The following is a 26,531-nucleotide window of genomic DNA, read 5'->3' on the forward strand; positions in this document are numbered from 1 at the left end:
TTGTATGTATTTGTTTCGCAAAACTATTTTACAACAAAATGAGGAGGCAGGGTGAATTTATTTTTTATTTTATTTTTCCTAGACTTTTTGCTTAAGTTCGCGCCTATGGGGACAGGCCCTTTTCTCTACGCAGTTACTTGAAAATTTAGCTTTCCTACCGAAAAGTGCCAGTCCCCTCTCAAAATCCCCATTTACCAAAGATGGCCGTGAATCGTAACGAGAATGCAGAGAATGCAAGAAAAAAATGGTTGACAACTGGAAAAATTTGTGTATAATAAAGTTCATTAAAAGACGAAGACGTTTTCTTAAGAAATTAAGAGACGTCTTTTTTATTTCTGGATTATATAATTCTTGTCTTTTAGGCATAAGAAAGCCGGTACCCTTTCTGCCAATCAGCCATGAGGAGGTAGTGTTATGAGAAAACTGGAAATCATAGTAAAACCGGAAAAACTGGAAGCAGTGAAAGAAATTCTGGAAGAGTGTGAAGCCAATGGCGTTATGATCAGCAATATTATGGGTTATGGAAATCAAAAAGGATACACGAAGATGTATCGAGGTACAAAATACAATGTAAACCTTCTGCCGAAAGTGAAAGTGGAGACAGTGATACCAAAGGAAATGGCTAAGACGGTCATTGACAAAATCGTATCGGCAATCAATACCGGCAGCTACGGCGACGGAAAAATATTTGTCTATGATGTGGAAGATGCGGTAAGGATTCGTACCGGGGAGCATGGAAAGGAAGCATTATAAGAATTTTGTAAGAATCAACGGAACGATAGTTTACCATATACGGGATAATAAGATTATCAAGGGAGATAATTGCAAACTGCAGTTATCTCTTTTTCGATTTATCCTATTTCTATGAGGAGGAATGATTATGAATTTATCGGACTTAGTTACTTCCACAGGGGATCAGCTGGGATCGGTTGAACTTCTGATGAATATTATGTGGACGATGCTCGGCGCGTTTCTTGTATACTTTATGCAGGCAGGCTTTGCTATGGTGGAGACCGGGTTTACCAGAGCCAAAAACGCCGGAAATATTATTATGAAAAACATGATGGATTTTGTGATCGGAAGCCTGTTCTTCTTTCTCCTTGGCTTCGCGCTGATGTTCGGGTCAGATGCGGGCGGCGTGATCGGAACCAGCGGATTTTTCAATCCTGCCGCGCTGCAGGAGGTCACCTCGCTGCCCATCGGTACCTTTCTCTTCTTCCATACGGTCTTTTGCGCCACCGCGGCTACGATCGTCTCCGGGGCAATGGCGGAGCGGACCAAATTCGTTTCTTACCTGATCTACAGCGCCTGCATCAGTATTTTCATCTATCCGGTTACCGGACACTGGATCTGGGGCGGCGGCTGGCTTTCACAGCTGGGCTTTCATGATTTCGCCGGTTCCACAGCGGTACATATGGTAGGAGGTGTATGTGCCCTTGTCGGCGCATGGCTGTTAGGTCCCAGAACCGGGAAATATACGAAGGAAGGAAAACCCAATGCGATTCCGGGTCACAATATCCCGATCGGAGCGCTGGGCGTATTTATCCTTTGGTTCTGCTGGTTTGGTTTCAACTGCGGTTCTACCACAGCGGCAGCCACTTCCATCGGCGATATTGCCATGACCACGAACCTGGCAGCGGCGGCTTCCACACTGGCGACACTTATATTTACCTGGATCAAATACGGCAAACCGGATGTATCCATGACACTGAACGGTTCCCTGGCCGGTCTGGTAGCCATCACCGCGGGCTGCGATGTGGTATCCAGCTGGGAAGCGATTCTGATCGGTCTGATCGCCGGCGTATTCGTGGTACTGGTGATCGAATTCGTGGATAAGGTGCTCAAAATCGACGATCCCGTCGGCGCTATCGGCGTTCACGGAGCCTGCGGCCTTCTCGGCACCATCCTGACAGGTGTTTTCGGGACCGGATGCAGCCTGATCACCCAGCTGATCGGTGTTGGTTCCGTACTGATATATGTTTTAATTCTTGCTTTCATTATCTTCTTCGTATTGAAAAAGACCGTCGGCCTTCGGGTGAATGAGACGGAAGAATACGAAGGACTGGATCTCCATGAACACGGGATGTCCGCTTATTCCAACTTCCGGTACCATGAAGACCGTTAATCTTAGCGTTTCTCTTATTTCCCTCAGTTGTACATATAGTATTCAGCCGAAACCCCGGAATTCCACTCCGGGGTTTCGGCGGTTTTTTTTGTACCTGGCGGCGCACGTTTGTCGGTTTGGTTTTTCATTTTTAGTTGCCGGAAATCCGGATTAGAGGTACAATCGTCATAGAAAAGGAAATGTTAATGAATATTGGTCAGATTTGAAAATCGGCAGAGGAACCATAGGAGACAGAGGAGAGATATATGAGGGTTTTGGTCATATCATGTAATACAGGAGAAGGGCATAACGCAGCGGGACGCGCGATCTATGAAAATCTGACAGATCGGGGAATAGATGCTGAGTTTGTGAATATGATGGCGCTTATGGGAGAAAAAGTGGACCGGGCTGTGTCCGGGACCTATGTGAAATCCACGCGGATTCCTTTTGTTTTCCATACAATCTACCGGATCGGGGGAGCGATCAGCCGTCTTTTGTTTAAAATGCATATAAAGTCCCCCGTTTACCTGGCGAACCGGAAATGCTGCGGGAAACTGGGTGATTATATAGAAGAAAAAGAGTTTGACGTGGTGGTGACGCCGCACCTGTTCTGCGCGGAAACGCTGACGGCTCTGAAGCGGGCTGGCCGGCTGAAGGCCGGGACCATGGCGGTCTGTACGGATTATACCAGTATCCCGTTCTGGGAGGAGACGGAACTGGACTATTATGTCATCCCCCATGAGGATCTGAGCGAAGAGTTTGTAAACAAAGGAATTCCTAAGGAGAAGCTGCTGCCCTATGGGATACCGGTTATGAAGGCATTCCGGACCAGGATCAGCCGGGAGAAAGCCCGTATGGTTATCAACAGCCGGGAGAATATTCATCTGGATACCCGCAAACGAACCTACCTGGTGATGTCGGGCAGTATGGGCTTTGGAAAAGTGGAGCTGCTGACCGTGAACCTGATCCGCTATTATGGGGACCGGGTAAATGTAGTGATTATCTGCGGAAATAATGAAAAACTCAGAAGACGGCTGAATTTTCTGTTCTCAGGGCACAAGAATGTGATTATCTGCGGATTTACAAAACACGTAGCGCTGTACATGGATGCCTGCGATGTGCTTTTTACAAAGCCCGGCGGTCTTTCAGGAACCGAAGCGGCAGTAAAGAATATCCCGATCGTGCATACGAACCCTATCCCGGGCTGTGAGACCAGGAACGCGGAATTCTTCTCCCGGCGGGGGATGTCCTGTTCCTGTACGAAGATCAAGGATCAGCTTCAGGCGGCCAGGCAGCTGTGCAAGGATGAAACCATGCGCAATCAGATGCTGGAGGCCCAGCGCGCTTACATTTATCCTGAGACCTGCGACCGGATTGCGGATAAGATCATTAAGATCGGCGAAGATAAGGCGGGCTGTGAAACCGGTGAAGATGAGGTTTGATGCGGAGCAGTCTGCATACCGCTACGGATATATGCATAAAATACGCGCAAGGAGGAGGAAAATATGAGATATTTCATCTGGGCTCTCGCGGGATACCTGTGCGGCAGCCTGATGTTCAGCAGCCTGGTTCCCCGGTATCTGTGTCATATCGATATCGGTGCGGTCAGTGATGACAAAAATCCGGGAGCCGGGAATGTATTCAAATATGTCGGAATCGGCTGGGGCTTATTATGTCTGGTCCTGGATCTTGGAAAGGGTTTTCTGCCGGTGTGGATGGCGGCCAGAATGATCGGTATCGAAAGCATTCTGTTTGCCTTTGTGATCGCCGCGCCGGTGGCCGGTCACGCATTTCCGGTATTTTGCAAAGGGAAAGGGGGGAAAGGAATCGCGGTGACTTTCGGTGTTTTGCTGGGTATCAGCCCGCACAGCGACGCGGTATGGATGTTAGCCGCCCTTCTGATTCTGTTTACGGGAATTCTGGTCATTCGGCCTCACCATGTCCGGGTGATCCTGTCGTTTCTCCTGTTTGCTGTCTGGTGCGGATTCCGGGTTCGGATTCCTTCTATATTATGTGGATGCTGTCTGATCTCCCTGCTTGTGATCGGGAAGCATCTGCTGGCCCCAAATCAGGGAAAATGGGAAGTTCAATTATTTCCCGGAGGGCTCCTGCAAAGGATGAAGGAGCATTCCGTTTCTACATACCCGGATTTGCGGCACGGCAAATGGAGGATGGAGAATGATAAGGGAGAAAAGGAGCGGTCTGAATGAGTGGATTTGTAAACCTTAGAGGAGTGCGAAAAAGTTATCGTATGGGTGAGGTAATCATACATGCGGTGGATGGAATAGAATTTGAGATCGAGGAAGGAGAATTCGTGGTGATTGTAGGGCCCAGCGGCGCTGGAAAGACAACGGTGCTGAATATACTGGGCGGTATGGACACCTGCGATGAGGGAGAAGTGCTGGTGGACGGACAGGATATCAGTAAATACCGGAAACGGGAACTGACGGCGTACCGCAGGGAAGCCATTGGTTTCGTATTCCAGTTCTATAACCTGGTCCAGAACTTGACGGCGCTGGAAAATGTGGAGCTGGCGCTTCAGATCTGTAAAAATCCATTGGATGCCCGACAGGTGTTGAACGAAGTGGGATTGGGAGAGCGTCTGGCGAATTTTCCGGCCCAGTTATCCGGAGGCGAGCAGCAGCGGGTGGCTATCGCGCGGGCTCTGGCGAAAAATCCGAAGCTGCTGTTATGCGATGAGCCCACCGGAGCGCTGGATTACCAGACCGGGAAGGCGATCCTGAAGCTTCTGCAGGATACCTGCAGGGAGCGGGGCATGACGGTCATCGTGATTACCCATAACTCGGCGATCGCGCCGATGGCAGACCGTATGATCAAGATCAAGAATGGAAAGGTCAGCAGGATCACAGTGAATCCGGAACCGGTATCCGTAGATACCATTGAATGGTAGCAGATGCAGATCAGCAGGCAGCAAACGAGTAACCTAATTAAGAGAGTAGAAACCGGAATTTTGACGAAAAGCAAGGAGGCCATTCGACGGGCTGATGAAGAAACATGCGTTGCATAAAGATTTTTTCATGGAAATTAAAAAGAGTTTTCACCGATATGCCTCTATTTTATTAATTGTAGCATTGGGAGTGGCATTCTTTTCCGGAGTCCGGGCGTCAAAGCCGGATATGGTTCTTTCGGCGGATATTTTTTACGACGAAAGCAATCTGATGGATATCCGGGTCGTCAGCACGCTGGGGCTGACGGATGAGGATGTGGAGGCAATCCGTCAGGTAGAAGGAGCCGGGGACGTTATGCCGGTGTATTCTTCTGATGTGCTGTGTGAGTCAAAAGATAATCTGCTGGTGATTAAGCTGATGTCCCTGCCAGACCCGGTGAACCAGCTGAAGATCGAAGAGGGAAGGCTGCCGCAGAAATCCGGCGAATGTCTGGTGGACGAGAAGCTGATCGATTCTTACGGTTATCAGATCGGCGATCAGATCACAGTGCAGTCCGGAAACGACACGGAACTGTCCGATATCGTGAACACCTCGGAATATACGATCGTGGGATATGGCAGCAGTCCGCTGTACCTGTCGCTGGAACGGGGAAGCAGCAGTATCGGAAGCGGGGATATGAACGGTTTTGTCGTGATTCCGACGGAGGACTTCGCGCTGGAGGCTTACACCGAGATCTGTCTGACGGCTGCGGGGGCGAAAGAGCTGACCTGTTACACAGATGAGTATGATGATTTTGTGGATAAACTGGTGTCCGGGATCGAGGATCTCTCCGATGCCAGATGCCAGGCCCGCTATGAAGAGGTAAAAAAAGAGGGCGATGACAAAATCAGGGACGCGCAAGAGAAAGTGGCCGATGGAGAACGAAAGCTTGCAGACGCGAAGCAGAAGATAGAGGATGGTCAGCAGGAAATCGATGACGCGAAGGTGACGCTGGCAGAAAAGGAGCAGGAACTAAAAGATGCCAAAAAGGAGCTGGCAGATAAGGAAAAGGAGCTTGAGGACGGCAAAGAGCAGTTGGCCGACGGTTTCCGTGAGCTGGAAGAGAATCAGGACAAAGTAGCTGAGGGCAGGGAAAAGTGGCAGGAGGGTATCGGGCAGACTTCCGATGGGGAGCGCGAGCTGGAACAGGCGAAGCAGAAACTGTCGGAAACCGAAGCCCAGTTAAAAGACGCCAGGGAGCAGCTGAATACTCAGGAACAAAGTTTAAACGCCGCTTCGGAGCAGTTAAAGCAGATGAAAGATGCCTATGCCCCTTTAAAAGCAGCGGCGGATGCCGGTTACCCGTTAAGTCCCAAGCAGCAGGCCCAGCTCGCCCAGCTGGAAGCCGGAATCGCTGCCATGGAGCCGGAGCTGCAAAAGGGAGCGCAGGAGCTGGAAACCGGCAAACAGCAGCTGGAGGCCGGAGAACAGCAGCTGGAAGCCGGCAGAGACCAGCTGGCCCAGCAGGAAGCGAAGCTTCAGGCAGCGAAACAGCAGCTTTCTGACAGCGGCTGGGAGTTAGAGGACGCGCAGCGGCAGATCGAAGATGCCAAAGCGCTGCTGTATGAGAAACAGGAAGAGATCCATGACGGTGACGTCAAGATCGCGGATGCCAAAAAAGAGCTGCAGGATGGGGAACACAAGATCGCAGATGCCCGCAAGGAACTGTCGGACGCGGAACAGAAACTGGCGGATGGTCAGCAGGAGTATGAGGAGGCCAGAGCGGAAAATGAGCCGAAGATTGCGGATGCCAAACAGGACATCGCAGATGCGAAAGAGAAGTTAAATGATCTGGAGGTTCCGGAATGGTTCGTGCTGGACCGGCAGTATCTGCAGACTTATGTGGAATACGGACAGAACTCAGACCGGATCGGAGCTATTGGCGATGTATTCCCGGCGATCTTTTTCCTGGTAGCGGCCCTGGTGGCCCTGACCACCATGACCAGGATGGTGGAGGAGGAGCGGACCCAGATCGGCACGCTCAAGGCCCTTGGGTATGGAAAAGCCAGTATAGCCGGTAAATATATCTGGTACGCGTTGTCGGCCAGTCTGTTCGGCAGCCTGCTGGGCTTAGTGGTGGGACAGAAGCTGCTGCCCTATGTGATCATCAGCGCGTATAAGATCCTGTATAATAATCTGCCGGCTATCGTCACCCCTCTGAATTTTAACTATTCCGTAACGTCCACGGCGCTGGCCGTATTCTGTACGACGATCGCTGTGGTTGCCGCCTGCTATAAAGAATTGCTTGCGGTACCGGCCCAGCTGATGCGCCCTGCCGCACCGAAAGCGGGAAAGCGTGTCATGCTGGAACGGGTGACCTTCCTGTGGAAGCATCTGAACTTTACCGGAAAGGCCACGATCCGGAATCTGATCCGGTATAAAAAGCGGTTTCTCATGACAGTACTGGGCATCGGGGGCTGTACGGCGCTGCTGCTGGTGGGATTCGGCCTGCAGGATTCCATCATGTCCATCGGTGATCTGCAGTTTGAGAACGTCCGGGTATACAACGCGTCCATCGGGATCGATGAGGACGCGGATGCGCCGGCCCGGGAAGAGCTGGCGGATAAGGTAAAGTCTGATGACCGGATAAAAAGCTATCTCCCCGCCAGGGAAGTGGCCATGGATATCGGATTCGGAGGAGCAGAGCGAAGCGGGTATCTGGTGGTTCCGGAATATCCGGACCAGTTACAGGACTATATCCGTCTGAAGGACCGGATCACCGGTACTCCCTATAAGCTGACGGATGACACGGTGATTATAACGGAAAAAGCGGCGACGCTGCTCGGCATATCCAAGGGGGATACGATCTATCTGAAAGACAAAGAGACCAGCCGGGTTGAAGTTACCGTAGGTGATATCGCGGAGAACTACTTCATGCATTATGTCTATATGACACCGGCACTCTATGAAAAGCTATACCAGGAGAAACCAGTCTACAATGAATACCTGACCATGGACCGGGAAAATGGGGAAGCTTTCCAAAAGGAACTGCAGGAAGAATATATCAACATGGAGGCGTGCAGCGGAGTAAGCTTCGTCAGCGATACGGAAAACCGAATCCGGGATATGTTAAAAAGTATGGACACCATCATCTATGTGCTGGTCATTTCCGCGGGTATGCTGGCCTTTATCGTGCTGTATAACCTGAATAATATCAATATCACAGAGCGGAAGCGGGAGCTGGCCACCTTGAAGGTGCTGGGCTTTTTTGACGGGGAAGTATCGGCTTATATGCTGCGTGAAAATATACTGCTGACCATGATCGGGGCGCTGATCGGCCTGTTCATGGGAGTTGCGCTGCACCGGTTTGTGATCATAACAGCGGAAATTGATATGCTGATGTTCGGCAGGCTGATCAAGCCCAGAAGCTTTGCGTACAGTGTGTTATTTACATTTGCTTTTTCTATGTTTGTAAACTTCACCATGCATTTTAAATTGAAGAAGATCGATATGGTGGAATCCATGAAGAGCGTGGAATAGAGGAAAAAGAATATGCCGGATGTGAATAAGGGAGAAAAACAAAATACCGGCTGGCGGATTCGGTCAAGGTGTGTATGAAGAACGCCCCCCAACTGCGGACTCGGAATCGTGCACTCCATGGCTCATGCGCTGGGGGCTGTTTACGATACCCCGCACGGTGTGGCCAACGCGATTTTGCTGCCGACCGTGATGGCATATAATGCCGATATGACAGGCGACAAGTATCAATATATCGCGGCCGCCATGGGAGTGGAAGGGACCGAATCCATGAGCCGGGATGAGTACCGTAAGGCCGCAGTGGACGCAGTCCGCAAGCTGTCCCTGGACGTGGGTATTCCGGCTGATTTAAAAGAAATCGTAAAGGAAGAGGATATTCAGTTCCTGGCGGAATCCGCAGTTGCGGATGCATGTGCTCCGGGCAATCCAAAGGAAGCAAGCCTGGATGACATTATCGGGCTGTACCGTTCTCTTCTGTAACCTGGTCTTAAAGAAATGCGTGTGGGCTGTCGGAGAATTGAATTTGCATATTTTCCGACAGCCCCTTATTTTTATGGAAAATGATGGAAGTGTGGTAAAATCTATGTGCAGGATAAACAATGTAGGAGAAAGACCGGTTTCCTTTTTGATTGAATAATAAGAGAAGGGGCGGCCCGCGATCGATGGGAAGCTTCGGGGGCAGAGGGGAGTACTTATGTTAAAAATGATTGTCATTGGATGTCCCGGTTCTGGTAAAAGCACCTTTGCACGAAAATTACGGGATGCAGCCGGAATTCCGTTATATTATCTGGACGTACTCTGGCACAAACCGGATCGGACCAATATCTCCAGAGAGGAATTTGATATACGTGTAAGTGAGATACTCAAAAGTGATCGCTGGATTATTGATGGAAATTATCTGCGTACGCTGGAAACACGTCTGTGCGCGTGCGACACGGTATTCCTGTTGGATTATCCGTTGGAGGCTTGCCTGTCAGGCGCGGAATCACGGATCGGGAAAAAGCGGGAAGATCTGCCGTGGTTGGAATCGGAATTCGATGAAGAATTCAGACAGTGGATTGTGGATTTCCCGAATGAACAATTGCCGCAGATATATAAACTGTTGGAGAGATACCAGGAAAATAGGAATATTATCATATTTAAAACAAGAAAAGATGCGGATGATTATCTGGATAGAATGCGGAGGAAGCGCTTATATTCGGCCGAAACAGGAGAAAATGTGGGATTGCGTGGGCTTTGACTGGAATTTGAGTCTGAAAGAGTTGCTTTTGATTGGAAAATGTGAACGTTAACGTGGAATTAGTTGGATTTATGTTGGGAAAAAAAGATGGAAAAAGTAAATGGTTTCATGTATAATAGGGTAGGACTTGTTGTATAAAATAATGGTATGGAGGTAGATAAAATGTTAGTATCAGCGAAAGAGATGTTAGAGAAAGCGAAAGCGGGTCATTACGCAGTTGGACAGTTCAATATTAATAACCTGGAATGGACAAAGGCAGTTCTTCTGACCGCGCAGGAGTTAAATTCACCGGTGATCCTGGGTGTATCTGAGGGTGCCGGAAAGTATATGTGCGGATATAAAACAGTAGTTGGTATGGTGAACGGAATGCTGGAAGAGTTAAATATCACGGTTCCGGTAGCTCTGCACCTGGATCACGGCAGCTACGACGCATGCTATAAATGTATCGATGCGGGATTCTCTTCCATTATGTTTGACGGTTCCCATTATCCGATCGAAGAGAACGTAGAGAAAACGAAAGAGCTGGTTAAAGTCTGCGCGGAGAAGGGAATGTCCCTGGAAGCGGAAGTCGGATCGATCGGCGGCGAAGAAGACGGCGTGATCGGAATGGGCGAGTGCGCAGACCCGAAAGAATGCAAGATGATCGCAGACCTGGGCGTTACCATGCTGGCTGCCGGCATTGGAAACATTCACGGAAAATATCCGGAAAACTGGGCAGGCTTAAGCTTCGAGACTCTGGATGCGATCCAGCAGCTGACCGGAGAGATGCCTCTGGTTCTGCACGGCGGTACAGGAATCCCGGCTGACATGATTAAAAAAGCCATCACCCTGGGAGTTGCCAAGATCAACGTAAATACGGAATGCCAGCTGTCCTTCGCAGCCGCTACCCGCAAATACATCGAAGAAGGCAAAGACCTGGTAGGCAAAGGCTTCGACCCTCGTAAAATCCTGGCTCCCGGCCTGGAGGCGATCAAAGCAACCGTAAAAGAAAAAATGGAACTGTTCGGCTCCATCGGAAAAGCCTGAGAATAAAGCAGATATGATGTGGCCCCCGCCAGCTGGCGGGGGCCATTTTATAATTACCAATTCCGCATTATTTTGCACAATCATTTGAGCCAAAGTAATTCTAATCTGTAAAAAGTGTTTAAAGTTCAGGTTTTTTGAAAGATTTGCTTGATTTTTAGAAAGAATTAGTTTATCTTATAGGAAGATTGGAAACGATGTTTCCAGAGAATGAGACAGAACAAAGGCGTTCCAGTAATTGGAATGTCTTTTTTTATTTCATAGGAAAGTGCTCCTATGAAATAAAAAACGCTCCGCGGGGATCGCACTACGGCGGAAAGGAAGATGCCGCTTACGCGGCCCGCCGTAGGCGGAGAGTTTCGCAAGCGAAACTCTTTTTCATGCAATGGGAAAGTGCCTCTCTTGCTGGACTGTCAAATACATATCTTAATAGAGGAAAGGGTGTTAGTTATGAGCGAACTGTTCAACGTAGCGGATATTTTCGGCGAAGATGTGTTTAGTGATGCGGTAATGGAAGAGCGTCTTCCCAAAAAGGTTTACAAGGAATTGAGAAAAACCATTGATGAGGGGAAAGAGCTGGATCCGATGATAGCCGAAGTGGTGGCAGGAGCCATGAAAGATTGGGCTATTGAAAAAGGGGCCACCCACTATACCCATTGGTTCCAGCCGCTGACCGGTGTGACTGCCGAAAAGCACGACTCTTTTATCTCAGCTCCCGTTAATGGAAAGGTTCTGATGGAGTTTTCCGGGAAAGAGCTGATCAAAGGGGAGCCGGATGCGTCATCCTTCCCTTCCGGCGGCCTGCGCGCCACCTTCGAGGCGAGAGGCTATACTGCGTGGGACTGCACTTCACCGGCTTTCGTCAGACACGATGCTGCCGGCGCCATACTGTGCATCCCCACAGCCTTCTGTTCTTATACAGGAGAGGCGCTGGACCAGAAGACCCCGCTGCTGCGTTCCATGGAAGCGTTAAATACCCAGGCACTCCGTCTGTTAAGATTGTTTGGCAACACGACTTCGAAGAAAGCGACTCCTTCCGTAGGGCCGGAGCAGGAATATTTCCTGGTGGACCGAAAGAAATATTTACAGAGAAAGGACCTGATCTTCGCCGGAAGGACCTTATTTGGGGCCATGCCTCCCAAGGGACAGGAGCTGGAGGACCATTACTTTGGAAGCATCCGGGAACGGATCGCGGCCTACATGAAGGATGTCAACAAAGAACTGTGGAAACTGGGCGTATCCTCCAAGACACAGCACAATGAAGTGGCTCCCGCACAGCATGAACTGGCGCCGATCTATGCCGAAGCGAATATAGCCGTGGACCACAACCAGCTGATTATGGAGACTTTGAAAAAAGTGGCCGAGAGAAATGGATTATACTGCCTGCTTCATGAGAAGCCCTTTGCCGGTGTGAATGGTTCCGGAAAACATAACAACTGGTCTGTCATCACCGATGACGGCATCAACCTGTTGAATCCGGGGAAAACACCTCATGAGAACATTCAGTTTCTCCTTGTACTGACCTGTATCTTAAAGGCGATAGACGAGCATGCGGATCTGCTGAGAGAATCCGCTGCCGATGTAGGGAATGATCACAGGCTGGGAGCCAATGAGGCGCCTCCGGCGATTATATCGATCTTCCTGGGCGAACAGCTGGAGGACGTGCTGGAACAGCTGGTAAGCACCGGAGAAGCGACCCACAGTCTGAAGGGCGGCAGACTTCAGACCGGTGTGAAAACCCTTCCGGATCTGGCCAAGGATGCTACCGACCGGAACAGAACCTCCCCGTTCGCTTTTACCGGAAACAAGTTCGAATTCCGTATGTGCGGTTCCAGAGATTCCATCGCATCGCCGAATACCGTACTGAACACGATCGTAGCGGACGCGTTCTGTGAGGTATGCGATGTACTGGAGAAATCCGATGATTTTGACATGGCGGTACATGATCTGATTAAAAAATACGCCAGCGAGCACCAGAGAATCGTATTTAACGGCAACGGCTACTCCGAAGAATGGGTGGAAGAGGCGATGCGCAGAGGCCTTCCGAATATCACATCCATGGTAGACGCGATCCCGGCGCTCATAACAGATAAGTCCGTAAAGCTTTTCGAAAAGTACGGCGTGTTTACAAAAGCGGAATTAGAGTCCCGGGTGGAAGTCAAATACGAGACCTACGCCAAGGCAATCAATATCGAGGCGCGCACCATGGTAGATATGGCCAGAAAACAGATAATCCCGGCGGTGATCAAATACACCAAAGTGCTGGCCGACTCTATCAATTCCGTGAGAGCCGCCTGTGATGCCGATGTATCGGTACAGACAGGGGAACTAAAAGATGCATCCGCGCTCCTGGCCCAGACCAAAGCCGCTCTGATCAAGCTGGAAGAGGTAACCGAAGCAGCTTGTGCCATGGAAGAAGGGGAGACTCAGGCAAAATATTATCATGATGCAGTGATGCCGGCCATGGAAGCGCTTCGCGTCCCGGTTGACAAACTGGAAATGATCGTAGACAAAGACCTCTGGCCGATGCCTTCCTACGGAGATTTGATATTCGAAGTTTAAATATAGTTACGCTGTGAGCCCCCGGCATATGCCCGGGGGCTTGTTTTTAAAATGTTATTAAAATAAAGATTGACTCTACCGCAGCGTAACGGTTTAACATAAGAGACGGAAAGGAGGATAAGGCAGTTATGAAGACAGTAAAGGAAGTATCGGAGATAACCGGAGTCAGCATCCGAACACTGAGATATTACGATGAGATCGGGCTGCTGAAACCGACACAGTTGACCGACTCCGGTTACCGGCTCTATGATTTAAAGGCTTTGGAAAAACTGCAGCAGATTATGTTCTTCCGGGAACTGGAGATCCCCTTGGCTGAGATCAAAGAGATCATGGGAAAGCCAGATTTTGACAAAGAACAGGTACTGTCTGTCCAGAAATCCCTGCTGGAAAACAAGAGAAACCGTTTAAACGGAATTATTGAACTGATCAATGATGTAATGAAAGGGGTCAATACGATGAATTTTGAAGCGTTTAACGAAGCGGATGTGGAACAGATCATATCAACCATGCAAAAAGAATTAACAGAAGAACAGTTTGAAGAATTTATTAGAACCCACGGGGACGGAAGTGTGGACAATTATCAGAAAATCCTGCTGGACGCACTGAAAAATGAAAAAGTAAGCGCAGACCTGATGAGATGGTTCGGCAGTAAAGAGAAGGTGATAGCCAGTGCGGCCCCCATCGATAACATAGATGAAAAACGCCTGGACCACAAGGAAATCTATAAACAGCTGGCCGCGCTTCGAAATGTCAATGACGAAGAAGCGGAAAGAAAGCTGATCTCGGAACTGGCTGACAGCTATAAACAGCTGCTAAATCTGGACAACGCCAGAGCTTTTCTGATCGATCTTTCAAAAGAATATCTTCAGGACGAAAAACTGGCGGAAGCCAATGATACCCAATACGGGAAAGGAAGCGCGGAATATATTGCGGAGGCAATCAAGCGTTATTATGGCGTATGAGATTCTGCTTCCGGAGCTGAGGCTGTTCCGGGCGGTATCCGGGGACAGCCTTTTACCGGGTTTAAGTATCTAAAATCAGCACTTCCCCATTCACATCCGCATAGGTAACCGGAACCGGCTCGGAGAATACGGTCCGCCCTCCGGTCGCCTCCATAATATCCGCTTTTCGGGAGGAGAAGCTGTTCCGGGGAAATAGTACCTGCAAAGTGACAGTATCCGTGTATTCGCTGTCCAGTGTGGGAATCTCATTTTGGGCCAGCAGGTACTGAATTTTCCCCACATCCGTATAGCTGCAGGAAAGAGTCACCTGACAGCCGGGATGCTTTTCGATCACCACGCTTTGGGCAAGGCCCTCCTGGGCAGCCCTGGAATACGCCCTTACCAGGCCGCCGGTGCCTAAAAGGGTTCCGCCAAAATATCTGGTGACTACGGCGATGACATTATGAAGGGAAGCGCCTGTCAGCACGTCCAGGATGGGGCGTCCTGCCGTCTGGGCCGGTTCCCCGTCATCACTGCACCGCATCAGGCTGTTTTCCTGTCCGATGATGTAGGCATAACAATGATGCGAGGCGTCCCAGTATTTTTTTCGCAGGCGTTCCAACACCCGGAGAGCCTCATCCTCCGATGCAGCCGGTTCAATGGTTGCGATAAAACGTGATTTCTTTTCGATAACCTCTCCTTGTCCGCCGCGGTAAACGGTGCAAGACTTAAGTTCCATATGTATTTATCCGATTCTGGGTATATCCTGACAATATTCCTGGGAAACTTTTTCGTCGATCAGCTCCAGCATGCACATCGGCGTTACCAGATTCCGAATAAACTGATTCAGAATCTCCAGCACAAACTCTTTTGAATAGGAGATGGCCGCGGCTGTTTTCTGTTCCCGCAGTATGCCGTCGGACGCTTTGGACCACTTCATGATCCGCATTCCGTACAGCGGCATATAATTGGATACGTCCCTGGTTTCCTCCAGCAGGTAATACTCCAGACGGATTTCTCCTTTCTCTGTATCTGTCAAAAAGCGGTTTCCTACCAATGTTAATTTTCTCATGCGAATTCCTCCTGAGGCTATTATAACGGAGGCCTGTCCGCCCATAAAGCAGGAATAAACGCAGAAAAACCGATGAAACCGCCTGATCTGCTATGGTTCGGAAAATTTTCTGTCCCTTTTTATAAAAAGGTGGATCTTTTTGCAGGAAACTGCGATAATTTCTAGTCATTATTATACCGGCAACAGGGGAAATGCGCAAGAGGGCAGGCAGAGTAAGCAGGAGAAGGAAAATCCGATTGGCTAATCAGCCATATGCCTGCCTTTGTTTAATAAAGTATATGTAGTCTCATCATAATCCCAAATGTTCTTTTAAAATTCTTCTTTTAAAATTCTTTTCCAGAAACCCTTTTCTGCCTGTATAAAATCCCAGAAATAGCCAATTATTTATCATAAGAAAAGCTTAATTCTTTATGAAAAAAAGGGGCAATTTGTTTTTTTCCTTTATTTAGGCAGCTTTATTTGCTATAATGGATGGGATAAAGGAGGCATATTATGAATTATGGGAAAAAAGGGGCTTCGAGAAAGCAGAAGAAATTAACCTCTAAATCCGCCATGGTAGGCAAAAAACTGACGATTACATTCTTTAAAGCGTTTTTGGTCGGACTTGTCGCCGTTGCCGTTGTGTTAATTTGTGCCGGAATCGGAGTTCTGAAAGGTGTTATTGACAGCGCGCCTGATATATCTAACATAGATATAAGCCCGAACCGATTTTCCACTTTTGTATATGACCAGGATGGAAATGAGATAACTAAGCTGGTGGCGTCGGATTCCAACCGGATCTCCGCCACGATCGAAGAGATGCCGCTGGATCTCCAGCACGCCTTTGTGGCAATAGAAGATGCAAGATTTTATACCCATAATGGGATCGATATCAAGGGTATTATCAGAGCAGGTATCACAGGAATTAAAAACGGCGGAGACTTTTCGGAGGGAGCCAGTACGATTACGCAGCAGCTGCTGAAGAATAACGTATTTACGGACTGGACGGAGGAATCGTCATTCTCCGAGAAGCTGGAACGTAAAATTCAGGAACAGTATCTGGCGATCCAGCTGGAGAAACGGATGGATAAGGATACGATCCTGGAGAATTATCTCAATACCATTAACCTGGGACAGAATACATTGGGAGTACGCGCGGCGTCCCACCGGTATTTTGATAAGGATGTAAGTGAACTGAATCTGTCGGAGTCGGCTGTGCTGGCCGCGATTACGCAGAATCCTTCCAGATTTAATCCGCTGACGAATCCGGAGAAGAATGCCGAGCGGCGGAAAAAAGTGCTGGACAATATGCTGGAGCAGGAGTATATCGACCAGCAGCAGTATGACGAAGCGATGGCGGATGATGTGTATTCCAGAATTAAAAATGTAAATGACGAGTCAGATGAATCATCAATATATACATATTTTGTTGATGAACTGACCAAACAGGTGATTGCGGATCTTCAGGAATTAAAGGGCTATTCCAATATTCAGGCATATAACGCGCTGTACAGCTCGGGGCTTAGTATTTATACGACCCAGGACCCGGCGCTCCAGAAAATCTGTGATGAAGAATTTGCCAATCCGGATAATTATCCCGACGGCACGCAGGTGTCCCTGGATTATGCACTTACGGTGAAAAAAGCCGACGGGTCTAAGGAAAACCACAGCACCGAGATGTTTATATCCTATTTTAAGGAGCATGAAAATAAGAATTTCAACATGATCTTCAAGGATGAAGAGGACGCCAGAGCCCATATCCAGCAGTATAAGGACGCAGTGCTGGGCGCGGGAGACGAGGTGGAGGCGGAACGGATCAGTCTGACGCCGCAGCCCCAGGCATCCGTGGTGATCATGGACCAGAACACAGGATATGTGAAGGCCATCGTAGGCGGAAGAGGGGAAAAGGAAGCCAGCCTTACCCTGAACCGTGCTACGGGAACCAGGAGGCAGCCGGGGTCCACCTTTAAGGTATTGGCCGCTTTCGCGCCGGCCCTTGATAAGGCGGGCATGACTCTGGCTACGGTACAGGATGACGCGCCGTTTAATTACGCCAACGGGCGCCCGGTCAGCAACTGGTATGGTTCGGGTTATAAGGGACTGTCCACCATCCGTCAGGCCATCGAGCAGTCCATGAATATCGTAGCGGTTAAGACGATTACAGACATCACTCCCCAGGTTGGGTTTGATTATTTGAAGAAATTCGGATTTGACACCGAAGAATCCCTGGTGGAAAAGAAGATCGTTAACGGGGAAGTGAAGTCCGATATCGGGCAGGCGCTGGCCCTGGGCGGACTGACCAACGGTGTGACGAATCTGGAGCTGACTGCCGCTTATGCCACGATCGCAGATGGCGGTACGTATACGAAACCGATCTTCTATACGAAGATCCTGGATCATGACGGCAATGTACTGATCGACAATACGCCGCAGCAGACCACGGTGCTCAAGGATACGACGGCCTGGCTGCTGATCGATGCCATGCGGGACGTGGTGAGCGGAAGCAAGGGTACGGCCACAGACTGTAAGATCCCTAACATGGACGTGGCAGGTAAGACCGGTACGACCACCGGCTATAAAGATATCTGGTTCACCGGTTCGACGCCTTACTATACCTGTACGGTGTGGGGCGGTTACGATATCGGCGGGGTGGAGCTGCCCAGCAGGGGCATTTACCACACCTACCATAAGAAGATGTGGAAGAGTATCATGACAAGGGTCCATGAAAATCTGGAGCCCCGGGAATTTGAGCGGCCGGATGGAATCGTCACGGCTTCCGTGTGCCGGAAGTCCGGAAAGCTGGCGGTGCCGGGCCTGTGTGATGCGGACCCCAGAGGCAGTATGATTATTTCGGAATATTTTGCCAAGGGAACGGTGCCGACGGATTCCTGTGATGTGCATGTACAGGTGCTTTACTGTACGGAGTCGGGTATGATAGCGAACCAGGGCTGTCCGAATGTGGAAGCGAGGATCTGTATCCGAAGGCCGGACGGGGACATCGGTGTGACCGATGACACGCCCTATGAGCTGCCGGATGATATCGCTGCCGGAACCTGTGTCATACACGGAGGAGAATCTTCCTATATACCTCCGGCCGATACCGGGCAGGGGAATGCGCCGCCTCAGGATAATGGGGGAAGCGTATCCGACGATATCCAGGACATTCTGGATAATGCGTTCGGCGATGAAGGGGAATAAAACTCGTTAAATCAGAATCAGGAAGGGGTGTTCCGGTAAAAGGGACACCCCCTTTGTACATAAGGAGAGCAGCCCATGTCTTTACAGATTATTCTGGGAAACGCAGGAGCGGGGAAGTCCACCTGCCTATATGAGGAAATGATCCGTCAGTCCATCGAGTATCCGCAGCGGAAGTATTTCGTGATCGTTCCGGAGCAGTTTACGATGCAGACACAGATGGATCTGGTCCGGATGCATCCCAGAGGGGGTGTCCTGAACATTGATATCTTAAGCTTCGAGCGTCTGGCCTACCGGATCTTCGACGAGCTGGGCGGGAACCACTGTCTGGTACTGGAGGAAACCGGTAAGAACCTGGTGCTGCAAAAGATCGCGGAGGAAAAACGGGAGGACTTAAAACTGCTGGGGGGCAGCATCCGGAAACCCGGCTATATCCGGGAAATCAAATCCGTTATCTCCGAGTTTACCCAATACGGGGTGGAGGACGAACAGCTGGAGGAAATGATCCGGTTTGCAGATAAGAACCCCAGACTTCAGTGGAAACTTCAGGATATCCGTGTACTTTATGACGCGTTCCGGCAGTATCTGAAGGACCGGTATATTACGGCGGAGCAGGTGCTGGAAGTGCTGTGCCGCTTAGTGGAGCGGTCCGAGCTTTTAAAAGACAGCGTAATAGCGCTGGATGGCTTTACCGGTTTTACCCCGGTTCAGAATCAGCTGCTGGAAAAGCTGCTGCGCACTGCCGGGCAGATCTGGGTGACGGTGACTCTGGATGAGCGGGAGAACCCCATGCATCTGGGGGCGGATCACCAATTATTCTATATGAGTAAGAAAACGATTCGGGGGCTTATGAAACTGGCGGAAACCGCCGGTGCCCGGGTAAAAGAACCCATTGTTCTGAACAACCGCAGGAACCCGCGGTTCCGGGAGGCTCCTGCGCTGGCCTGGCTGGAACAGCATTTATACAGGTATGGCAGAGGACGCTACGAAAAGGAACAGGATCAGCTGATCCTGTACTGTTCCCAGAATCCCATGGAAGAGGTGGAAGAGACCGCCAGACGGATTCTGGCGTTGGTAAGAGAGCGCGGATACCGCTACCGGGAGATCGCGGTGGTGGCGGGGGATATCGCCGTCTATGGAAATTATGTGAGAAAGGTGTTCGCGGAATACGGCATTCCCTCTTTTATCGACCAGAAGCGGAATATTCTGATGAATCCGGCTGTGGAGTGGATCCGGTCCCTGCTTCAGATGGTGGATCAGAACTTCAGTTACGAGAGTGTGTTCCGGTATCTGCGGTGCGGACTGTCAGGTTTTTCCAGAAGAGAGACGGATCTGCTGGAGAATTACTGCATTGCTCTGGGAATCCGGGGTTTTTCGAAATGGAAGCAGAAATGGGTGCGCAGCTATCCCGGACTTACGCAAGAAGAACTGGTCCAGGTGAACATTCTGCGGGACCGGTTCGCCGGTGAAATGGCGGATACGGTCTCAGTGTTGGGGCAAAAGGGTGCCACTGTGGAGGAGATCACCAGGGCGGTCTATGGACTGATGGTCCGCCGGGAGATTCAGCTGCGGTTGAAAGAGTACGAGGAGCAGTTCAAGGCTTCCGGTAATATGGATCTGGCCAAGGAATATTCCCAGGTGTACCGGATACTGATGGACCTGTTTGACAAGCTGATCGACCTGTTGGGAGATGCCCGGATTCTGCTGCGGGAATACGCGAAGATCCTGGACGCGGGCTTTGAAGAGGCCAAGGTGGGAGTGATCCCCATGGAACAGGATCTGGTACTGATCGGTGATGTGGAGCGTACCAGACTGAATGAGATCCAGGTATTATTTTTCCTGGGAGCCAACGACGGGCTGGTGCCGAAAACCGGGGGAAGCGGCGGAATCCTCTCGGACATGGACCGGGAGCTGCTGGCAGGAAGCGACGTGGAGCTGGCTCCGACAGCCAGGCAGAATGTATGTATTCAAAAATTCTATCTGTATCTGGTGCTGACGAAGCCCAGCAGACAGCTGTACATAAGCTTCAGCAAGGTAGACTCAGGCGGTAAGACGCTGCGGCCGTCTTCTCTGGTGGGAACACTGCACAAGCTGTTCCCGGGACTTACGCAGGAGGAAACCGTGTCGGGTCTGGCGCCGGAAGCTTTAGAGAACCTGGAACCGGATCAAGCTGAAACCGGACTGGAATCAGAAGCCGGCTGGGCGAGGCGGTTACTGGCCGGCCGGGTGATGACCCCGGAAAGCGGAATCCACTGCCTGGCACAGCAGATGCAAGACAATCTGCAGCATCCAACGGCTGCATACAAGGAGCTGTTCAGCTGGTATATGAGAGATCCTGCATGGGAACCGGTGATCCGGGAACTGGCGGAAGTCTCCTGCGCTTCTAACTCCGACGCGCGGATCAGCAGGGCGGTCGCCAATGTGCTCTACGGGACTGTCCTGGAGAACAGCGTGACGAGATTAGAGCGGTATGCGTCCTGCGCCTGCGCCCACTTCCTGGACTATGGCCTGCATCTTACGGAGCGGACGGAGTATTCCTTTGAGGCGGTGGATCTGGGGACGGTATTCCACCGGGCGCTGGAAGTGTTCGGGAAGAAACTGAATCAGAGCGGATACAGCTGGTTTACGCTGGACGACCGGAAACGGGAGGAACTGACCGACGCGGCGGTGGAGGAAGTGGTCACCGATTATGGAAATATGGTGCTGTACAGTTCCGCGCGCAATACGTATCTCCTGTCCAGGATGAAGCGCCTGCTGCGCAGGACGACCTGGGCGTTGACAAGACAACTGGAAAAAGGCGGATTTACGCCCGGGAATTATGAGATCTCATTTTCCAACGCCACAAATCTGGATTCCGTCAATATCGCCCTGTCGGCGGAAGAGAGGCTGCGGCTTCAGGGAAGAATCGACCGGGTGGATGTCTGTGAGGACGGGGACAACCTTTATGTGAAGGTGGTGGATTACAAATCGGGCAGCACGGCTTTTGACCTGGTGGCGCTGTATTATGGGCTCCAGCTTCAGCTGGTGGTCTATCTGAACGCGGCCATGGAGATCGAACAGAAGGAGAATCCGGACAAACATGTGATTCCGGCCGGTATCCTTTATTATAATATGAAAGATCCGATCCTGGACCGGAAAGAGACCGAGGGGCCGGAGGAAATACAGGAGCGGCTGTTAAGCCAGCTGCAGATGAACGGGCTGGTCAATGCGGACCGGGAGATTATAGACCGGATGGATCAGCAGCTGAGCGGGCGCTCCCAGGTGATTCCGGTCTCCGTCAATAAGGACGGGAGCCTGTCCAAGAGCTCCAGTGTCGCCAGCAGTGAAGAATTCCGTACGATATCGGATTATGTAAATCAGAAAATCGTGGAACTGGGCAAAGGGATGCTGGATGGCAATATCAAAGCGGAGCCTTACGAGCTGTCGGGACAGACCGCCTGTGATTACTGCCCGTACCGGGCGGTCTGCGGGTTTGACGAGAAGCTTGAGGGTTTTGACCGCAGGAGGTTTAACAGCTATCAGCCGGACGAGATCTTAAGACGCATGAAAGAGGAGGTGTGAGCATGGGATTTTCCTGGACAGAGGAACAGCAGCGGGTGCTGGAAGCCCGAAAGAAGAATGTGCTGGTGTCGGCGGCGGCCGGCTCCGGCAAAACGGCGGTTCTGGTGGAGCGGATTATCCGTATGGTCACCGATCCCAAGGAGCCGGTGGATATTGACCGTCTGCTGATCGTAACCTTTACAAACGCGGCTGCTGCGGAGATGCGGGAACGTATTACGAAAGCGATCGAGAGCCGGCTGGACGAGCAGGAGGAGAACAGTCATCTGCTGAGACAGCTGACGCTGATTCACAATGCGCAGATTTCTACGATAGACAGTTTTTGCCTGTATGTGATCCGGAATTATTTTCATGTCATAGAGCTGGACCCCAACTTCCGGGTAGCCGACGAAGGGGAGCTCAAGCTTTTAAAGAGCGATATGGCTGCGGAACTGCTGGAAGAGTATTATGAAAAGGGAGAGGAACATTTCCTGCATTTTGTGGAGTGCTATTCCACAGGAAAATCGGATAAAGGGCTGGAAGATCTGATTCTGCAGCTGTATGAGTTCTCCATGAGCTATCCATGGCCGAAGGAGTGGCTGCTGGAGTGTGCGGGGGCCTACCAGATCGGGGAACCAGAGGAGATGGAGAAGAGTCCCTGGATGGGAGCTATACGCCGTTATCTGGATCAGGTACTGACGGAGCTGAAGGTACAGACCAGGCAGGCGGCGGAACTGCTCCATCAGCCGGATGGCCCGTACATGTATGAGGATGCGCTGCAGGGGGATCTGAACCTGCTGGAACAGCTGTCTGCCTGCAAAACCTACACGGAATATGCGAAGGCGTTTGAGACCCTCACGTTTGTCAGGCTGTCGGCGAAGAAGGACGGTAACGTATCGGATGAAAAACGTCAGGCGGTAAAAGAGGCAAGAGAGCAGATGAAGAAAGTACTGAAAGGCTTAAAGGAGCAGTTCTTCTACAGCTCCGCTGCGCAGGTACTTACGGATATCCGGAACAGCCGGGAAAATATGGAGGTTCTGATAAACCTGGTACTGGATTTTTCAGAAAAGCTTTCTCAAAAGAAAAAAGAGAAGAACCTGGTGGATTTTCCCGATCTGGAACATTACGCGTTAGACATACTGGTGGAGCGCACGGAAGATGGCTGGAAGGCCAGACCGGCCGCGGAAGACCTGAAAAACTATTTTACGGAAATCATAATCGATGAGTATCAGGACAGCAATCTGGTACAGGAAATGATTCTGAACAGTATATCCCGGGAGAAGGACGGGCATCCGAATATCTTCATGGTAGGGGATGTGAAGCAGAGCATCTACCGGTTCCGGCTGGCGCGTCCGGAACTGTTTATGGAAAAATATGATACCTACAGCAAGGATGATACCGCTGCCTACCAGCGGATCGATCTGCACCGGAACTTCCGCAGCCGGATGGAAGTGATCGACGGTGTGAACTTTATTTTCCGGAGGATAATGTCCAAGACACTGGGAAATGTGGAGTATGACGGGGATGCCGCGCTGTATCCGGGGGCGGATTTTCCGGATTTCTCCAGTGAGGATTCGGGCGTCTCCGATGGGGAATGCGGGGGGGGGTTCGGTGGAAACCAGGCGGAGCTGCTGCTTCTGGACCCGGACAGTGCGCAAGACCTGGAGGAAGAGACCGAGGAAAATGCCCGGGAGCTGGAGGCCAGGGCGGTGGCCGGCAGAATTCTGGAACTGAAAGGAAACCAGAAGGTCTGGGACCGGGACCTGGGTGAATACCGTCCGGCCAGATACCGTGATATGGTGATTCTGCTGCGGACGGTATCCGGCTGGGCGCAGACGTTTACCCGGATGCTTCTCGCTTACGGCATTCCGGCCCATACCAGTTCCCAGACCGGTTATTTTTCGACGCTGGAAGTGCAGGTGGTGCTGAATTTCCTGCGGCTGATCGACAATCCAAGGCAGGATCTGCCGCTGGCCTCGGTGTTAAAGTCACCGGTTGCCGGGCTGTGCGGGGAAGATCTGGCGTGGATCAAAAGTGCATACCCCAGTCTCCGGTTCTATGAGTGCTGTGAACAGTGCGCGATGCGGACTGCGGAGCATCCCGTTCCGGAGAGGGTGGCGGAAAGGCTGGAAGCCTTCTACCGGCTGCTGGAGAGTTTTCGGAAGAGGGTGCCTTATACGGCGATTCACGAACTGCTGTGGGAGATATTAAGAGAGACCGGCTACGGCGACTGCGCGGCGGCCATGCCGGGCGGGGCCCAGCGGATGGCGAACCTGAACATGCTGGTAGAGAAGGCACTGGATTTTGAGAAGACCAGCTACCGGGGATTGTTCCATTTCATCCGGTACATAGAGCAGCTTCAGAAATATGACGTGGATTTCGGGGAAGCTTCCCTGTTGGGAGAAAATGAGGACGCGGTGCGGATCATGAGTATCCATAAGAGCAAGGGGCTGGAATTTCCCATCGTGTTCGTCAGCGGCATGGGGAAAAGCTTCAATAAGCAGGATGTCCGCAGTAAAATCGTGATCCACCCGGATCTGGGCATGGGTGCGGACTACGTGGACCCTGTGCTTCGGGTGAAGACTCCGACTCTGATCAAGAAAGCCGTGCAGCGGCAGACGGATCTGGAGAACCTGGGGGAGGAGCTGCGGGTGCTCTATGTGGCGCTGACCAGGGCGAAGGAGAAGCTGATCATGACCGGAACCGTGAAAAAACTGGCGGAGCGGCTGGCAGCCGGGGCTGGAGGGGCAACCGGAGACAAACATACAGAGGAATGGGACGGGGCGGACAGAGCTGGTGGGGACAGCGCCGATGCGGACAGCGGCTGTGACAGGCTGTCGTTCTTAAAAAGGACCTCGGCGGGCAGTTATCTGGACTGGATCCTGCCGGTATCGCTGCAGCCAGGTTCCGGGATAGAGATAAGAGCCATCAGTTTACTGGAACTGGTAGGATTGGAAGCGCGGCAGCAGGTGACACAGAAGCTTTCGAAGGAAGCGATGCTTAAGTGGGACCCGAATGAGATATATGATCCGCAGTTACATGAGATTCTGGAACAAAGGCTTACTTACCAATACCCGTTCCGGGAAGAAGCTGCGTTAAAAACCAAACTCAGCGTGTCGGAAATCAAACGTATGGGCCAGTATGAAGCGGATGAGCCTCAGGAGCAAATGTATGAGGAGCCTGAGATTATCCCGCTGCTGCCTCAGTTTATCCAGAAGGAAGGTAAAGAGATGACGCCGGCCCAGAGAGGGACGATATACCATAAAGTCCTGGAGTGCCTGGAATACCAGGAGCTGCAGGCCAAAGACCGGGTCAGGGAGCGTCTGCGGATTCTTGAGCAGGATGGGATACTGACAGCGCAGGAGATCCAGGCAGTGGACATATCCCGCATACTGCTTTTTGGAAAATCTTCGCTGGCAAAGCGCATGGAGGATGCAGGGAAAACGGGCCTGCTCTGGCGGGAGCAGCAGTTTGTGCTGGAGGTACCGGCCGTGCAGGTCTACCCGGATTACCGGGGAGAGGCGTGTGTTCTGATTCAGGGGATTATTGATGTCTATTTTCAGGAAGGGGATCAATTGGTCGTCGCGGATTATAAAAGCGACCGGATACGGCCCGGACGGGAACAGGAGCTGGCAGACCGGTATCAGATGCAGTTGAATTATTATCAGCGGGCGCTGGAGCAGCTCACCGGTAAAAAAGTGAAGGAGAAACTGATCTATTCCCTGGAAACCGGGAAAGAGATCAGAGTTCAATAGATATACATAAAAATGTAAATGCCACAACTATACTTAGTTAATTATAGTTATGTGGCATTTACACAAAATTAATAATTTAAGTTCTATAATTATCAAACGATTACCTCTTAGTTATTATATAATTTATCTTTTATGTAAAAACCGATGATTGGATAACAAATTATCATTAATAAATCATGAATTATTCCAATCAGGCAAAGACTTATATTTTGATCTAAGATTTTTAATTGTATGTTTACGGAATAGTATAAAGGGATTATTGAATAATAAGATAAAAAGATAATAACACTCAATATCTCAAGCCAAATCATATTCTTATGGAAACTAACAATGATAAGTATAGAACATAATAATACTATATCTATCAAAGCTTCTTGTGAATTAGTAGGTTGGGGAAAGGGATTATTTTGTAATGTTATTTCTGTTTTCGTATAAATCAAACGTAATATAATTGTTAACAATGGTATAAACAAAACTAACATGGTTACCATTTTTAATGCATAAATATAATTCAAAAGAATATCATCTGATTTTGCAAAAAAGATATATATTATTAATAGTATCAAAATTAATATATTTTGGGAATAAAAAATATAGCTGTATATTTTTTCGTTACATAAAAATAGACCAATTAACCCCAAAATTAGAAAGATTAGTTTTAATAAACCATATATAATTAAAACATGGGATATATAATA

The 26,531-nt window shown here is 50.3% G+C and carries 15 protein-coding genes and 1 pseudogene; 14 read left to right on the forward strand and 2 right to left on the reverse strand.

All coding sequences use genetic code 11. From position 1 onward, the window contains the following. Positions 1-414 precede the first annotated feature (414 nt). The 11 genes and pseudogenes from ABC831_RS23355 (at position 415) to ABC831_RS23405 (ending at position 14,316) form a co-directional block, all read left to right on the forward strand. Positions 415-753, forward strand: coding sequence for a P-II family nitrogen regulator (locus tag ABC831_RS23355; protein WP_343250480.1), 339 nt, complete (start codon positions 415-417; stop codon positions 751-753). Between the two features lie 127 nt (positions 754-880). After that, positions 881-2,125: an ammonium transporter gene (locus tag ABC831_RS23360; protein WP_343250481.1), complete on the forward strand. Its 1,245-nt coding sequence runs from the start codon at positions 881-883 to the stop codon at positions 2,123-2,125. A gap of 245 nt (positions 2,126-2,370) precedes the next feature. Next, the gene (locus ABC831_RS23365; protein WP_343250482.1) at positions 2,371-3,546 is read left to right on the forward strand and encodes an MGDG synthase family glycosyltransferase; all 1,176 of its coding nucleotides are present in this window, start codon (positions 2,371-2,373) and stop codon (positions 3,544-3,546) included. 63 nt (positions 3,547-3,609) lie between these two features. Beyond that, complete coding sequence (locus ABC831_RS23370) at positions 3,610-4,314, forward strand: glycerol-3-phosphate acyltransferase (protein WP_343250483.1); 705 nt, start codon at positions 3,610-3,612, stop codon at positions 4,312-4,314. Continuing rightward, a complete protein-coding gene (locus tag ABC831_RS23375) occupies positions 4,311-5,015 on the forward strand; it encodes an ABC transporter ATP-binding protein (RefSeq protein WP_343250484.1) in 705 nt (234 codons plus the stop codon). The genes ABC831_RS23370 and ABC831_RS23375 overlap by 4 nt, the downstream gene beginning before the upstream one ends. Positions 5,016-5,142: 127 nt before the next feature. Next, positions 5,143-8,532 (forward strand): ABC transporter permease, encoded by a 3,390-nt coding sequence (locus tag ABC831_RS23380; RefSeq protein WP_343250485.1) that lies wholly within the window; start codon positions 5,143-5,145, stop codon positions 8,530-8,532. Between the two features lie 90 nt (positions 8,533-8,622). Beyond that, positions 8,623-9,009, forward strand: a pseudogene (locus tag ABC831_RS23385) (lactaldehyde reductase); the annotation flags it as partial. Between the two features lie 214 nt (positions 9,010-9,223). After that, positions 9,224-9,769 carry a P-loop NTPase family protein gene (locus ABC831_RS23390; protein WP_343250486.1) on the forward strand — a complete coding sequence of 182 codons (546 nt, stop codon included), beginning with the start codon at positions 9,224-9,226 and terminating at the stop codon, positions 9,767-9,769. A 162-nt stretch (positions 9,770-9,931) separates the two neighbouring features. After that, positions 9,932-10,795 carry a class II fructose-1,6-bisphosphate aldolase gene (gene fba / locus ABC831_RS23395; protein ID WP_158342620.1) on the forward strand — a complete coding sequence of 288 codons (864 nt, stop codon included), beginning with the start codon at positions 9,932-9,934 and terminating at the stop codon, positions 10,793-10,795. Between the two features lie 447 nt (positions 10,796-11,242). Further along, positions 11,243-13,354, forward strand: a complete 2,112-nt coding sequence (locus ABC831_RS23400; RefSeq protein WP_343250487.1) for a glutamine synthetase III family protein — start codon at positions 11,243-11,245, stop codon at positions 13,352-13,354. 128 nt (positions 13,355-13,482) lie between these two features. Continuing rightward, positions 13,483-14,316 (forward strand): MerR family transcriptional regulator, encoded by an 834-nt coding sequence (locus tag ABC831_RS23405; RefSeq protein WP_343250488.1) that lies wholly within the window; start codon positions 13,483-13,485, stop codon positions 14,314-14,316. Positions 14,317-14,377: 61 nt separating this feature from the next. Here the strand turns inward: ABC831_RS23405 and ABC831_RS23410 are convergent, their stop codons facing one another. Together ABC831_RS23410 and ABC831_RS23415 are read right to left on the reverse strand one after the other, a co-directional pair. Continuing rightward, positions 14,378-15,034 carry a YigZ family protein gene (locus ABC831_RS23410; RefSeq protein ID WP_343250489.1) on the reverse strand — a complete coding sequence of 219 codons (657 nt, stop codon included), beginning with the start codon at positions 15,032-15,034 and terminating at the stop codon, positions 14,378-14,380. 6 nt (positions 15,035-15,040) lie between these two features. Continuing rightward, on the reverse strand, positions 15,041-15,367 hold the full coding sequence (locus ABC831_RS23415) for a DUF6514 family protein (RefSeq protein WP_343250490.1): 327 nt from the start codon (positions 15,365-15,367) through the stop codon (positions 15,041-15,043). A 492-nt stretch (positions 15,368-15,859) separates the two neighbouring features. Here ABC831_RS23415 and ABC831_RS23420 point away from each other — a divergent pair, with 492 nt between their 5' ends. The 3 genes from ABC831_RS23420 to addA all read left to right on the forward strand — a co-directional run bounded on the left by ABC831_RS23420 (position 15,860) and on the right by addA (position 25,833). After that, positions 15,860-18,544, forward strand: coding sequence for a transglycosylase domain-containing protein (locus tag ABC831_RS23420; RefSeq protein WP_343250491.1), 2,685 nt, complete (start codon positions 15,860-15,862; stop codon positions 18,542-18,544). Positions 18,545-18,619: 75 nt separating this feature from the next. Then, entirely contained in the window at positions 18,620-22,102 is a 3,483-nt protein-coding gene (gene addB / locus ABC831_RS23425) for a helicase-exonuclease AddAB subunit AddB (protein WP_343250492.1), read from the forward strand. 2 nt (positions 22,103-22,104) lie between these two features. Further along, positions 22,105-25,833 (forward strand): helicase-exonuclease AddAB subunit AddA, encoded by a 3,729-nt coding sequence (gene addA, locus ABC831_RS23430; RefSeq protein ID WP_343250493.1) that lies wholly within the window; start codon positions 22,105-22,107, stop codon positions 25,831-25,833. The last annotated feature ends 698 nt before the right edge of the window (positions 25,834-26,531 follow it).

The organism is Diplocloster hominis (assembly GCF_032380655.1).
GTDB classification, from domain to species: Bacteria; Bacillota; Clostridia; order Lachnospirales; family Lachnospiraceae; genus Diplocloster; species Diplocloster hominis.

Coding starts and splice junctions, on each gene's coding strand:
- ABC831_RS23355 (WP_343250480.1), top strand. CDS start 415: ATGAGAAAACTGGAAATCATAGTAAAACCGGAAAAACTGGAAGCAGTG.
- ABC831_RS23360 (WP_343250481.1), top strand. CDS start 881: ATGAATTTATCGGACTTAGTTACTTCCACAGGGGATCAGCTGGGATCG.
- ABC831_RS23365 (WP_343250482.1), top strand. CDS start 2,371: ATGAGGGTTTTGGTCATATCATGTAATACAGGAGAAGGGCATAACGCA.
- ABC831_RS23370 (WP_343250483.1), top strand. CDS start 3,610: ATGAGATATTTCATCTGGGCTCTCGCGGGATACCTGTGCGGCAGCCTG.
- ABC831_RS23375 (WP_343250484.1), top strand. CDS start 4,311: ATGAGTGGATTTGTAAACCTTAGAGGAGTGCGAAAAAGTTATCGTATG.
- ABC831_RS23380 (WP_343250485.1), top strand. CDS start 5,143: ATGGAAATTAAAAAGAGTTTTCACCGATATGCCTCTATTTTATTAATT.
- ABC831_RS23390 (WP_343250486.1), top strand. CDS start 9,224: ATGTTAAAAATGATTGTCATTGGATGTCCCGGTTCTGGTAAAAGCACC.
- fba (WP_158342620.1), top strand. CDS start 9,932: ATGTTAGTATCAGCGAAAGAGATGTTAGAGAAAGCGAAAGCGGGTCAT.
- ABC831_RS23400 (WP_343250487.1), top strand. CDS start 11,243: ATGAGCGAACTGTTCAACGTAGCGGATATTTTCGGCGAAGATGTGTTT.
- ABC831_RS23405 (WP_343250488.1), top strand. CDS start 13,483: ATGAAGACAGTAAAGGAAGTATCGGAGATAACCGGAGTCAGCATCCGA.
- ABC831_RS23410 (WP_343250489.1), bottom strand. CDS start 15,034: ATGGAACTTAAGTCTTGCACCGTTTACCGCGGCGGACAAGGAGAGGTT.
- ABC831_RS23415 (WP_343250490.1), bottom strand. CDS start 15,367: ATGAGAAAATTAACATTGGTAGGAAACCGCTTTTTGACAGATACAGAG.
- ABC831_RS23420 (WP_343250491.1), top strand. CDS start 15,860: ATGAATTATGGGAAAAAAGGGGCTTCGAGAAAGCAGAAGAAATTAACC.
- addB (WP_343250492.1), top strand. CDS start 18,620: ATGTCTTTACAGATTATTCTGGGAAACGCAGGAGCGGGGAAGTCCACC.
- addA (WP_343250493.1), top strand. CDS start 22,105: ATGGGATTTTCCTGGACAGAGGAACAGCAGCGGGTGCTGGAAGCCCGA.